Source organism: Streptomyces sp. NPDC055962, assembly GCF_042270185.1.
GTDB lineage: Bacteria > Actinomycetota > Actinomycetes > Streptomycetales > Streptomycetaceae > Streptomyces.
This window is the reverse complement of sequence record NZ_JBHJYN010000009.1, coordinates 164,331-176,383: the sequence shown is the minus strand read 5'-3', so window position 1 is coordinate 176,383 and position 12,053 is coordinate 164,331. Positions and strand designations below refer to the sequence as shown.

Here is a 12,053-nt window from a genome sequence, read left to right as displayed (position 1 = left end):
AGCCGGGGGATCAGACGCTGCGGCGCCGGCCGGCGAGCACGCCGAACCCGACTCCCGCGATGCCGACGACGATGCCGACGATGCCCAGGACACGGGCGGTGCTGTCACTGTTCGACGAGGACGCGTCGTCCGAGGACGCGGTCGTCTCCTCCGCCTTCTCCGTGTGGCCGCTCTTGTCGTCCTCGGCCGCTCCGTGGGCGTCACCGGACGGGGCCGTCAGGGCGAGGACGGGAGCCGGGCTCTCGGGCTCCTCGCCGCCCTCGGTGGGCTCCTCGATCCAGCGGACGACTTCCTTGTTGCTGTACGTCTGGAGCGCCTTGAAGACGAGCTGGTCGGTGTCCTCGGGAAGCTGTCCGACCGAGAGCGGGAACTGCTGGAAGAAGCCGGGCTCGATCCCCTTGCCGTCCGCGGTCCAGGTGACCTTGGAGACGGCCTCGTTGATCTTCTTGCCGTGCACGTCGAGCGGTTCGGCGAGCTTGCTCTTGGTGACCTCGACCTTCCAGCCGGCGACCGGCTGCGGGCTGACGGACGCCAGCGGGTGGTCCGTCGGGAAGTTCACCTCGAGCTTCACGGTGGAGGCGTCGTCACGCTCGTTGGGGACCTTGAAGTTGACGGTGGCGTAGCCGCCCTTGGCGGCCTCGCCCTGCGGCTGCACGCTGACGTGCGCCGAGGCCGTACCGGCGAGCAGGAGGACGGTGGACGCGGCGACGCCGCCGGCGAGGGCGAAACGGGAAACGTTCATGGCAGGGATCACTCCACAGGTCACGACGAAAAGGTGGGTCCGGCGCGCGCGGGCGCGACGGCATCACGACCACCTCGTCACCGGAGACCGGGCGGAGCGGTCGCGTCAGGCTGCGACGACGTATACGGGCGGGGGCCCGCGCCTGATCACCATGTGCAGCAGAGGGTCCCCGGCGCCGCGTGCGACGGGGCCTGCGGCGGGCAGGACGCGCGGCCCGGTGGTGGGCCGCCCCGGGAGTCCCGCACGCAGGGCGCGTACGAGTGCCATGGCGGCCCGCAGCGCGCGCAGCCTGGCCCCGGCCGCGAGCTGCCGGCCGCCCTGGGCCGACAGCCTGGCCAGCCGGAAGAGCGCGATCTCCCCGCGGCGCAGCAGCCAGCCGGTGGCCAGTGCGGCGAGCAGGTGTCCCAGGAACATGGGGAGGCTGGGCAGTCCGGACAGGACCGTGGCAAGGACCGACGGGTCGGCGGCGTCCGCTCCGGATGCCAGGTGCGTGTGTCCCTGGGCCACGGTCGCGGGGTCCAGACCCGCGCTGGTCACGATGCGATGGGCGTCAGCGGCGGTCAGCCGCCCCGGTCCTTCGCCGCACACCAGGCTTGCGGCGAAACGGGTCAGGGAGTCGCTCCCGGACCCGGTCGCGGCGCCCGCCGTGTGCCGGCCGAGCCCGAAGAGGACGTGCAAGGCCAGCTGTCCTGCGGTGAGGGCGGCGGTGATGGAGAGAAGGGTCCGCTCCCGCCCGGCGAGCGCCGCCGTGACGGCGAAGACCCCCGCGAAACCCGCCGGAAGGGTCCACCCGGACACACCCGCACCCACGGCGAGGCCATGTCCGGCAGCGGCGAGCACGACACAGACCGCGGTGAACACCGCGGTCCTCAAGAGCCGCATTCCGGCTCCGGCGCGTGCGACAGGCATAGACATGGCGGGGTCATCATCCCACTGGCCCCCCGGTCTCCGTACGCCAGGTCCGGAAGGTCGGCATCCGTCCCCATCGGGGAGTGATCAGGGGGTGTTGCATCTGTTCATGAGTGCTCCCGGGCGCTCGCCCGGGCCGCGCATACACCGGCGAACGGAGTGTCGGGATCCGCCGAATGAGCGCTGTCACAGCGGATCCGTGCTTACGAGGCGCTTATCGCGGCAATACGTAACGGTATGTCGAGCCGCAGCCAGGAGGCTGGAGCATGAGCATGTGGTGGTCACTCCATTTGCGGCGCGAAGCTGCGAGCGTTCCGCTCGCCCGTCGTTTTCTGCTCGGCACCATGGAGACCGCGGGGGTGGACCCGGACATCTCCTACGACCTCTCCGTCGCGCTCAGCGAGGCCTGCGCGAACGCCGTCGAACACGGCGGCGAACGCCGTGGCGCCGGAGGCGCGGGTCCTGTCCCCGCAGATGACGAGCAGTCCGCACCCGCCTGCGGGCAGTACCGGGTCACCGCCTATCTGGACGGTGAGAAATGCCGTATCGAAGTCGCCGACTCGGGGCCGGGTTTCCCCTCCCGGCGCACGCTTCGCACCGTCGCACAGCCATCCGCCGGGTGTCCGTCGGATCCGCAGTCGCCCGTCGGCCGGCCGTCGGGCGACCCTTCGCACGCGCGCACCGCGCAGCACCCTCCGGCCACGTCGGAGAGCGGCCGCGGACTCTGCCTGATCGAGGAGCTCGCCGATCACGTCCACTTCGGCAACCGCCCGGGGAGCGGCGCGGTGGTGAGCTTCGACAAGATCCTGAAGTGGCGGGAGGGCGCGCTGCTCATGGTGTCCTGAGCGGCGCGCCCTCCGGCGTGCGGTGCGCGGATCTCCGCGCCGGCCGTGTCAGCCCTTGAGCCGGGCCATCCACGCCTCGACGTCGTCGGCCCGGCGCGGCAGCGCGGCCGACAGGTTCCGGTTGCCGTCCTCGGTCACGAGGATGTCGTCCTCGATCCGGACGCCGATGCCCCGGTACTCCTCGGGCACGGTCAGGTCGTCGGCCTGGAAGTAGAGTCCGGGCTCGACCGTGAGGCAGACCCCCGGCTCCAGGACGCCGTTCACGTACGACTCGGTGCGCGCCGCGGCGCAGTCGTGGACGTCCATGCCGAGCATGTGCCCGGTGCCGTGCAGCGTCCAGCGGCGCTGGAGGCCCAGCTCCAGGACCTTCTCCACGGTCAGGTCGCCGAGCAGGCCCCACTCGACCAGCTTCTCGGTGAGGACCCGCTGCGCGGCGTCGTGGAAGTCCCGGAAGGCGGCGCCGGGCTTGACGGCCGCGATGCCGGCCTCCTGGGCCTCGTAGACCGCTTCGTAGATCTTGCGCTGGAGCGGCGAGAAGGTGCCGTTGATGGGCAGCGTCCGCGTCACGTCGGCGGTGTAGAGCTCGGTGGTCTCCACCCCCGCGTCGAGCAGCAGGAGCTCGCCGGAGCGGACCGCGCCGTCGTTGCGGACCCAGTGCAGCGTGGTGGCGTGCGGGCCGGCCGCGCAGATCGAGCCGTAGCCGATGTCGTTGCCGTCGACGCGGGCACGCAGGAAGAACGTGCCCTCGATGTAGCGCTCGCTGGTGGCCTCGGCCCTGTCGAGGACCTTCACGACGTCCTCGAAGCCGCGCGCCGTGGCGTCGCAGGCCTTCTGCAGCTCGGCGACCTCGAAGGCGTCCTTGACCAGCCGGGCCTCGGAGAGGAAGACGCGCAGCTCCTCGTCGCGCTCGGCGGTGACCTTGTCGGTGAGGGCGGCCTCGATGCCCGCGTCGTGTCCGCGCACGTTGCGGACCGGGCCGGTGGCCTCGGCCAGCGCCGCGGGAAGCTCGCGGACGTCCTTCGCCGGGATGCCGAGCAGCTGCTCGGCCTCGGTGAGGGAGTTGCGGCGGCCGACCCAGAGCTCGCCCTGGCCGTCGAGCCAGAACTCGCCGTTCTCGCGGTCGGAGCGGGGCAGCAGGTAGACCGTCGCGTCGTGCCCGCCGTCGGCCGGCTCCAGCACCAGGACGCCGTCCTGGGTCAGGTCGCCGGTGAGATAGGCGTACTCGGTGGAGGCGCGGAAGGCGTACTCGGTGTCGTTGGAGCGGGTCTTCAGGTTGCCCGCGGGAACGACGAGCCGCTCGCCGGGGAAGCGCGCGGACAGCGCGGCGCGGCGGGCGGCGGTGTACGAGGCCTGGGCGATCGGCTCCAGGCCGTGCAGCTCGGTGTCGGCCCAGCCGGACTTCATGTTCTCGGCGAGCTCATCGGAAATGCCCGGGTACAGGCCGTTCTTCCGCTGCTTGATCGGCTCTGTCTCTGCTGTTTCCGGGGTCTCCGGGGCGAGCTCCTCAGACACGTTATGTCCTCCTTGTACGACACTGGACCGCTCCATCGTACGGGCGTGCGGAAGAGGGCCCCAGTGCCGGAAGACCTCTGGCCGTGGCAGGACGCCGCCGGCGGCCCTCAGTCGAAGCGCGCGGCCAGCAGGACGACGTCCTCGGTGCCCCCGCTTCCGTCGGGCAGGAAGCAACGCAGGACGTGGTCCGCGACGGCCCCCGGGTCCTGGCGCAGGACCTTCGGCACACCGGCCGCCGCCGCGTGCAGCCGCGTGAGCGCCCGGTCCATGGTGTCGCCGGTGCTGCGCAGCAGTGCGTCGGTGTAGAACAGCACTGTCTCGCCGGGGTGGGGTGTGAACTCCACGCTCGGCGCCTCCCAGCAGGAGAGCATGCCCAGCGGCGCGGAGAGCGTGGTCTCCACGAACTCGGTGCGCCGGTCGCCGGTCACCAGGGGAGGCGCGTGCCCGGCGCCCGCCAGCACGATCGTGCGCCGGTCGGGCTCGCAGTAGGCGTAGAGGGCGGTCGCCACGCGGGCCGGTTCGGTCAGGCGCAGCAGCAGTTCGAGGTCGGAGAGTACGGCGACGGGGTCCTCGCCCTCCATCACGGCGTAGGCGCGCAGGCCGGCGCGGAGGCGGCCCATGGCGGCGAGGGCGGTCGGCCCCGAGCCGCCGACCGAGCCGACCGCCAGACCGAGCGCGTCGTCGGGGAGGGGCAGCGCGTCGTACCAGTCGCCGCCGCCCCCGTGGGCGGCACGGTGGCGGGCGGCCAGACGTACGCCGGGGATCCGGGGCAGTCTGCTGGGGAGGAGCTCCTCGGCGATGACGGCGGCATCCGCCCGGGCGCGTTCCAGTTCGAGCAGGCGGGCCAGGTGTGCGGCGGCGTAGCGGGCGTACACCCCGACGAGATGGCACTGGCGTTCCAGCGGCTCGGCCGGATCGTCGTACAGCCAGACCGCCGCGCCGAGCCGGCCGGCGGGTCCGGTCGAGAGGGGCTGTGTGTAGCTGGCGGCGTATCCGAGCCGTGCGGCGACTTCGCGGCAGCGCGGGTCGAGGCCGGTGTCGCCGAGGATGTCGGGGCTCGCCAGGGGGGTGTCCGTGTCCGGCAGACCGTCGAGGAAGCGGCCGTGGGCGGTCGCGCTGCGCGGCACCGTCTCGATGTGTCCCAGCTCCGCGTGGGCGAGTCCGAGCCCGATCGTGCGGGAGGGCCCACCGCCGTCGGCGGGTTCGAGGACGAGAAGCCCTCGCCCGGCTCCCACGAGGGCGGCTCCGGCGCTCAGCACTTCCTGGAGCGCGTGGTCCAGGGTGCTCGTGCCGGCCAACCGCTCCGTCAGTTCGTGCAGGGTGGTGAGATCGGAGACCCAGCCGGCCAGCCGGTCCTGGAGGAAGGCCCCCGGCGCGGAGAGAACACCTTCCGTGGGTGCGGCAGTGTGCGTTGAAACAGGAACCATGGGATCGATTCCAGCCACTTTCGGAAGGTGGGGGGCGCTCATGGCAGGCGGCTTTCCGACCGGTGCGTTGTGCCGAATAGCATCGCAAACCCCCATGTCGTGCCGCACCGCTCTCGGCGAAGCCACATGTACACGCACCCACATGTACACGCAGAAGTAAGGTGATGTCCAGCATTGTCCCTACGGTATTTATGGCGCCGTGAGGCGGTTAACTTGGCCGAAAAATGCACCCCCGGACCGCATTTTGCGATCGACTGGGTGCGCTCGACAGGGGGCACCCTCGGGGTGAAATGCCGGAGGGAGCGTCATTCCGGGCATGCTGGGTACGTAATCGTGGATGGCCAGGGGCAGTTGTGATCGCCCCGGAACCCGACAGCGAGCCCGGGCGTCCTCACTGGTGACGGCCGCCCGCCCACCGCCCGAGTGGCGGGGTTGCACAAGGGACGGCACGCGCGGTGCGCACGCCGACCGCGCGATGTATCGACTGGACTCGGCTCGGCTCAACCCGGTTCGACTCGGCTCAGCTCCATTCTGTTCGGTTCCACTCTGCTCGGCTCGGCTCACGCTCGGCACCGACTACTCGTCCGTACCGCAGACCCGATGAGCAAGCACGCACAGCGAAGAGACGCACACGTGGTGTAACGAGCACGTGGTGTGATGTGGACCTCGGCGTTCAACGGAAAGGAACGAGCGCTCATGCGCGAGATCCTCGGAAGGCGACGCAGGCACCGGCCCCGGCGCAAGGAAAGCTCCGCCCAGCTCGACGCGGCGCTGATCTGTGCCACCGCCCGGAAGTGGCCCGTGCTCCCCGGAGCAGGGCTGGCGGCGGGAGCCGTACGCGGCGAACGCGGCCGCGGCTGCGCCTGTCCCGACCCCGAGTGCGCCGTACCCGGCGCACACCCCTTCGATCCCGGTCTCCTCGCGGCGACCACCGACGCACGCATGGTGCGCTGGTGGTGGACCAACCGGCCCACCGCACCCGTCCTCCTCGCCACAGGCGGTCAGGCGCCCTGCGCGCTGAGCCTGCCGGCCGTGGCGGGAGCCCGGGCGCTGACCGCGCTCGACAGCATGGGGCTGCGGCTCGGCCCCGTGGTGGCGACCCCCACCAGGTGGTCGCTGATGGTCGCCCCCTACTCCCTGGAACGGCTCGGCGAACTGCTGCACGCCAAGGACCGGGTGCCCAGCTCCCTGCGCTTCCACGGGGAGGGCGGCTACCTCGTCCTGCCTCCGTCCGAGGTGGGGGCGGGACATGTGCGGTGGGAGCGCGCACCGGAGGCCGCGCGCTCCGTGCCGTGGCTCCCGGATGTGGAATCGGTCCTGGACGCGCTCGTCGAGGCGAGCAACGGGGCTCCGGACGGTGGCAGCCGGCTCGCGTACTGAGCGGATCCGGCGGTGCGGTGACGCGGGAACAGCGGGCGGCTCACTCGTTCAGGGGGTGGGGTCGCCCGGTTTCCGTGCGGGCGGGCCGGCCGTGTGCCACCGGCGCGCTACGCGGCGGTGGAAGCCGGTGCCCGCAGGTCTTCTGACGGCCCGTCCCGCGGATCGCTGGAGCGGTGGTGCGCGTGGTCCCGCCGGTGTGGATGTCTCCCGGGTGCCGTGCTGTATCCCGGGGGACCGGCAGGCGTCGTGGACTTCTGTCCGAAAGCCAACGCCCGGCAGGCCGGGGACCGCGGCGCGCGCCTCTCCCGCGCGGAACAGGCGCCGACCCCGTGTGCGGGAGCTGATGGAGCGGGGTCCTCGGCGGGACGGACGCCGGGCAGCCGGAGGGCGGTCAGGGGCCTGGCGGTCACCGCAGGTCGCCGAGGAGCTGCGTGCTCCGGCGTGCGCCCCGGCCTTCCGGCCCCGGAAACGAGAACGTCCGGCCGCTGGCGACGGGGGATGCACCAGCGACCGGACTTCCAGAACCGTAACAAGAGATCTGCCGTGAGCAAATTCGATCTCGTCTATTCGGACAGCTATTTACCGACCGGTACGGCGAGTTGTGACGGGCGTCACCGCCACACCCCGGCTGTCGTCACTGTCAGCTGAGCGTCACTTGGCGGTTGGTGAGCCCGCCGCGCGCCCTGCGCTCCTCGGCCGTGAGCGGAGCGTCGGAGGCCAAGGCCTCGGCGAGCCGCTCCGCGAACTGCGCGGCCGGCTTCTCGCACTCCTCGGCCCCCATCGCGCTCGGCAGGTCCCAGACCGGGACCATCAGCCCGTGGGCACGGAACGAGCCCACCAGGCGCGTCCCCTCGCCCAGGGAGGAGGCGCCCGCGGCGTGCAGCCGTGCGAGGGCGTCGAGGAGCTGCTCCTCGGGGTGCGGCATGACCCAGCGGAGGTGGTTCTTCTCCGGCGTCTCGCACCAGTAGGCGGCGTCCACGCCCGAGAGCCGGGTGGTGGGGATGGCCGCCGCGTTGGCGCGCTCCAGGGAGGCGGACACCTCCGCCGTGGCGCTCGAGGCGTCCGGCACCCAGAACTCGAAGCCGGAGTGCACGACCGGCTCGAAGGCGGCGGCCGGGTCGAGGACGTCCTGCAGGCGCGGGCCGTCCGCGGGTACCCGGCGGGCGGTCACCGGCGAACCGGGCTCCGCCTCCAGTGCACGCTGGAGGGTGTCCGCGAGATCCCGGCTGAGGTCGCCGGACGACGTGTCGTTCTGGAGGGCGAGCAGGACCGAGCCGTCGTCACGGCGCAGCGCCGGCCAGGCCATCGGCAGCACGGTCGCGAGCGACACGGAGGGCACACCCTCGGGGAGCCCGCCCTTCAGGGTCAGCTCGACGGTGGCGGCGGGCACCAGCTCGCGCAGGGCGATCCAGTCGCACTCGCCCGGGATTCCCTCGAAGGGGCGCTGGACCAGCTCGGTCACGGCGTGGGCGGCGGCGCGTCCGTGACACGCCTTGTAGCGGCGGCCCGAACCGCACGGGCAGGGCTCGCGGGCCCCTACGACCGGGATTTCACCGTCCTTGAGCTGCGGCTTCCCGGCCTTGGACTGAGGGCGCTTCTTGGCCATGGTGGGCGTTCTCCCGATTGCGACAGTGCGGTCTCGGCGCGAGCCTAGCCGTCCCCGTCGTCGGCGGTGCACACCTGTCACGGCGCCCTCGCCGCCCTTCCGCGGCGCCGCGCGCCGTACCGCTCTCAGCCTGCGTCGTCGAAGGCGTCGAGCGCGGCGGCGAGCTCCAGTCCGTCGAGGGAGCCGAAACCGCTCAATCCGTCCAGCCCGTCCAGTCCGCTCAGCCCGGACCGCTCGCGGTGTGCCGGCATCCCGCGGCCCGGAGCCGCCGTCGCGAAACCGCCGCGCTTGTGGTCCGTGGAGACCAGGGCCCAGACGGTGACCTCACCGGCCGTGTCGTCCCGTACGCCCCACGTCCGGGCGAGGGCGCTGATGATGTTGAGTCCGCGCCCGCCGCGCGCGGTGACCGACGGTGTGGCCGGGACCGGCCTGGTCGGCCCGCCGCCGTCCGTGACCTCGACGGTCAGATCGCCTTCCCCGTCCACGCGCCATGCGGCGCGGATGTCGCCGTCACCCACCTCTGTCTGCTGTCCCAGCGGCCTGCCGTGCCGGCAGGCGTTGCTGAGGAGTTCGGAAAGGATCAGAACTGCGTCGTCGACCACGGTGTCCGAGACCCCGTTGCTGCGCAGTTGCTCGCGCATACGGTGCCTCGCCTGCCCCACGCCCGCAGGGCCATGGGGTACAGCCATGCTCGACGACGTCGGCACTTCTTGTGCCACCACAAACGCCACCCCCGAGACCTCCTTTGCCCCACGCCAGGGTGTGGATGCCCTCCTGGACTGCGCCGGAAACCGGCCAAAGCCCTGTCAGTGATGCACTCGTAACGATCGAATGCGGAGTGAATGCGCCGGTGCACACCGTGTAACTGATGTTAAGAACGGCCAAGTTGTGAAAGAACCTGTTTCGGCCGGTTCGTGATGATTGCTTCCACTCCGAGGCGCACGCAGAGCTCCACGTCCTCCGGCTCGTTCACGGTCCACACGTGCACCCGGTGCCCCGCCTGGTGCAGCCGCTCGATGTACCCGGGGTGATTGCGTACGATCCGCATCCCCGGACCCGCGATGCGTGCGCCGGCGGGAAGCCGCCCGTCGCGCAGCCTCGGTGAGACGAACTGCATCAGGAAGACGGTGGGCAGGGTGGGCGCCGCGGCGCGGACGCGGTAGAGGGACCGTGCGGAGAAGCTCATGACGCGCACCGGCGACGGTCCGTCCGCCGGCGGGGCGTGCAGACCGAACCGCTTGAGCAGATGGAGCAGCCGCTCCTCGACCTGTCCGGCCCAGCGCGTGGGGTGCTTGGTCTCGATGGCCAGCTGGAGCGGCCGGCCGCCCGCCCGGACGTCGTGGGCGAGCTCGAGGAGGCGTTCCAGGGTCAGTACGGACGTGAGCTCACCCGGCACCGGGTCCCAGTCGGGGGACTCCTCGTGGTCCGTGTGGTCCTTCCAGGAGCCGAAGTCGAGGGCGGCGAGGTCGGCCAGTTCCAGGGCTGAGACGGCGCCCCTGCCGTTCGACGTGCGGTTCACCCGGCGGTCGTGCACACAGACGAGCTGTCCGTCGGCGGTGAGACGGACATCGCACTCCAGGGCGTCGGCGCCGTCCTCGATGGCCTTCCGGTACGCGGCCAGGGTGTGCTCGGGTGCGTCGTCCGAGGCTCCGCGGTGGGCGATGACCTGGATGGGAGGCTGTTCGGAGGGTAGGCGTGCGTGGGTCACCGCGCCATCGTGTCACCGAGACGCGTCGGGTGCTGACACCTTGTCGTGTAGGACCTTTTTGCCTGATGTAAAGATTGGTGTGCGGATGCACAGGTCCTGCTTACAGTGGCCTGACGTGCTGTGGGAAAAGCTGACTGCAGACACGTGCACAGCGGATCTCTTGCCGAATGCCGAGTGGAACCGAGGAGTAAAGAGCTGTGAGCACCGAGAACGAGGGCAACGAGGGCACCGCGGTTCCGTCCGTACCGTCCGCACCTCCCGTGCCGGCTGCCGCTCCTGAGGGCACCCCGCAGGAGGGCCCGCCCGCGCCGCAGGCCCCGCCCGCCGTACCCGCCGACGCGCCGACGGCCCAGGTTCCGGCGGCGACGTACCAGGAAGGCGCCGGGCAGTCCGCCGACCCGTCCGCCGGGCACGGGCAGTATCCGTACGCGCCGCCGTCCCCGCAGCAGCCTCCGGCCGACCCGGCCGCCTGGCCGCCGCCCCCGCCCACCGTTCCCTCGTACGCCGACGGAGGTGCCCCTCCGGCCTGGGGCGCCCCGGCGCACTCGGAGCCCGAGCACCCGCGCAAGCGCCGGGCGAGCGGTCTGGTCGCCGCCGTGGCGGTGGCCGCCCTGGTCGCCGGCGGTGTCGGTGGTGCCCTCGGCTACTGGGCCGCGGACAGCAACGACTCCGGCTCCTCCGGGTCGACCACGGTCGCCGCCTCCAACAGCCCCAAGGACTTCAAGCGCGCGGCGGGCACCGTCGCCGGCGTCGCGGCGAGCGCGCTGCCCAGCGTGGTCACGATCGACGCGCAGTCCGGCGACGGAGAGGGCGGCACGGGCACCGGCTTCGTGTACGACAAGGAGGGCCACATCCTCACGAACAACCACGTGGTGGCCTCCGCGGCGGACAGCGGCCAGCTGACCGCGACGTTCTCGAACGGCAAGAAGTACGACGCCGAGGTGGTCGGCCGGGCCCAGGGCTACGACGTGGCCGTGCTGAAGCTGAAGAACGCCCCGGACGGACTGACCCCGCTGGCTCTGGGCGACTCGGACAAGGTCGCGGTGGGCGATTCCACCATCGCGATCGGTGCGCCCTTCGGCCTCTCCAACACGGTCACCACGGGCATCATCAGCGCGAAGGACCGCCCGGTGGCCTCCGGTGACGGGTCCAGCAACAAGAACTCGTACATGAGCGCCCTGCAGACCGACGCCTCGATCAACCCGGGCAACTCGGGCGGCCCTCTCCTGGACGCGGGCGGGGCGGTCATCGGCATCAACTCCGCCATCCAGTCCACCAGCGGTGGCGGCGTCGGCCAGTCCCAGGCAGGCTCGATCGGCCTCGGCTTCGCCATCCCCGTCAACCAGGCGAAGAACGTCGCCGAGCAGCTGATCAAGACGGGGCAGCCGGTCTACCCGGTGATCGGCGCGACGGTGACGATGGAGGAGAAGACCGGCGGAGCCGTCATCTCGGACGAGGGCGCCGGCGGCACCCCCGCCGTCACACCGAACGGCCCCGCGGCCCAGGCAGGGCTGAAGGCCGGCGACGTGATCACCAAGTTCAACGACACGACGGTCGAGAGCGGCCCGACGCTGATCGGCGAGATCTGGACCCACAAGCCGGGCGACAAGGTCACGCTCACCTACAAGCGCGACGGCAGGACGGCGACGGCCGAACTCACCCTGGGCGAGCGCAAGGGCGACAGCTGACCGGCTAGGCTGTTCCACGCATCGCGCCGGCCCGGGCCACCGGGCCCGGCGACGAAGCGGGGTGGGTTGCCCGAGCGGCCTAAGGGAACGGTCTTGAAAACCGTCGTGGCGCGAGTCACCGTGGGTTCAAATCCCACACCCACCGCAGTGAACGGCCCCTGACCAGGACATCGGTCGGGGGCCGTGGTGCTGCTCACCGTCCGCCAGTCACCGCCGATTCCCGGTGCTCCCCTGCT

The 12,053-nt window shown here is 71.7% G+C and carries 10 protein-coding genes and 1 tRNA gene; 4 read left to right on the top strand and 7 right to left on the bottom strand.

Going from position 1 to position 12,053, the window contains the following annotated elements; genetic code table 11:
- Positions 1-10 precede the first annotated feature (10 nt).
- Both ACFC51_RS24880 and ACFC51_RS24875 read right to left on the bottom strand, forming a co-directional pair.
- Entirely contained in the window at positions 11-742 is a 732-nt protein-coding gene (locus tag ACFC51_RS24880) for a YcnI family protein (protein WP_376368337.1), read from the bottom strand.
- A gap of 105 nt (positions 743-847) precedes the next feature.
- On the bottom strand, positions 848-1,657 hold the full coding sequence (locus ACFC51_RS24875) for a hypothetical protein (protein ID WP_376368339.1): 810 nt from the start codon (positions 1,655-1,657) through the stop codon (positions 848-850).
- A gap of 260 nt (positions 1,658-1,917) precedes the next feature.
- Between ACFC51_RS24875 and ACFC51_RS24870 the strand changes: the two genes are divergently transcribed.
- Complete coding sequence (locus tag ACFC51_RS24870; RefSeq protein WP_376530840.1) at positions 1,918-2,496, top strand: ATP-binding protein; 579 nt, start codon at positions 1,918-1,920, stop codon at positions 2,494-2,496.
- Positions 2,497-2,544: 48 nt separating this feature from the next.
- On the opposite strand, the gene ACFC51_RS24865 is transcribed toward ACFC51_RS24870, so the two are convergent.
- Positions 2,545-4,008, bottom strand: a complete 1,464-nt coding sequence (locus ACFC51_RS24865; RefSeq protein WP_376368343.1) for an aminopeptidase P family protein — start codon at positions 4,006-4,008, stop codon at positions 2,545-2,547.
- A gap of 107 nt (positions 4,009-4,115) precedes the next feature.
- Positions 4,116-5,531: a PP2C family protein-serine/threonine phosphatase gene (locus tag ACFC51_RS24860; protein WP_376530922.1), complete on the bottom strand. Its 1,416-nt coding sequence runs from the start codon at positions 5,529-5,531 to the stop codon at positions 4,116-4,118.
- Between the two features lie 600 nt (positions 5,532-6,131).
- Here ACFC51_RS24860 and ACFC51_RS24855 point away from each other — a divergent pair.
- On the top strand, positions 6,132-6,815 hold the full coding sequence (locus ACFC51_RS24855; RefSeq protein ID WP_376368347.1) for a bifunctional DNA primase/polymerase: 684 nt from the start codon (positions 6,132-6,134) through the stop codon (positions 6,813-6,815).
- A 640-nt stretch (positions 6,816-7,455) separates the two neighbouring features.
- On the opposite strand, the gene ACFC51_RS24850 is transcribed toward ACFC51_RS24855, so the two are convergent.
- The 3 genes from ACFC51_RS24850 to ACFC51_RS24840 all read right to left on the bottom strand — a co-directional run bounded on the left by ACFC51_RS24850 (position 7,456) and on the right by ACFC51_RS24840 (position 10,129).
- Complete coding sequence (locus ACFC51_RS24850) at positions 7,456-8,421, bottom strand: DUF5926 family protein (protein WP_376368349.1); 966 nt, start codon at positions 8,419-8,421, stop codon at positions 7,456-7,458.
- A gap of 125 nt (positions 8,422-8,546) precedes the next feature.
- Entirely contained in the window at positions 8,547-9,152 is a 606-nt protein-coding gene (locus tag ACFC51_RS24845; RefSeq protein WP_376368351.1) for an ATP-binding protein, read from the bottom strand.
- A 140-nt stretch (positions 9,153-9,292) separates the two neighbouring features.
- On the bottom strand, positions 9,293-10,129 hold the full coding sequence (locus ACFC51_RS24840) for a glycerophosphodiester phosphodiesterase (RefSeq protein WP_376368353.1): 837 nt from the start codon (positions 10,127-10,129) through the stop codon (positions 9,293-9,295).
- A 197-nt stretch (positions 10,130-10,326) separates the two neighbouring features.
- Here ACFC51_RS24840 and ACFC51_RS24835 point away from each other — a divergent pair, with 197 nt between their 5' ends.
- On the top strand, positions 10,327-11,817 hold the full coding sequence (locus tag ACFC51_RS24835; protein WP_376368355.1) for a S1C family serine protease: 1,491 nt from the start codon (positions 10,327-10,329) through the stop codon (positions 11,815-11,817).
- 60 nt (positions 11,818-11,877) lie between these two features.
- A tRNA-Ser gene (locus tag ACFC51_RS24830) sits at positions 11,878-11,962 on the top strand.
- Positions 11,963-12,053 lie beyond the last annotated feature (91 nt).

Coding starts and splice junctions, on each gene's coding strand:
- ACFC51_RS24880 (WP_376368337.1), bottom strand. CDS start 742: ATGAACGTTTCCCGTTTCGCCCTCGCCGGCGGCGTCGCCGCGTCCACC.
- ACFC51_RS24875 (WP_376368339.1), bottom strand. CDS start 1,657: ATGTCTATGCCTGTCGCACGCGCCGGAGCCGGAATGCGGCTCTTGAGG.
- ACFC51_RS24870 (WP_376530840.1), top strand. CDS start 1,918: ATGAGCATGTGGTGGTCACTCCATTTGCGGCGCGAAGCTGCGAGCGTT.
- ACFC51_RS24860 (WP_376530922.1), bottom strand. CDS start 5,531: ATGGGGGTTTGCGATGCTATTCGGCACAACGCACCGGTCGGAAAGCCG.
- ACFC51_RS24855 (WP_376368347.1), top strand. CDS start 6,132: ATGCGCGAGATCCTCGGAAGGCGACGCAGGCACCGGCCCCGGCGCAAG.
- ACFC51_RS24850 (WP_376368349.1), bottom strand. CDS start 8,421: ATGGCCAAGAAGCGCCCTCAGTCCAAGGCCGGGAAGCCGCAGCTCAAG.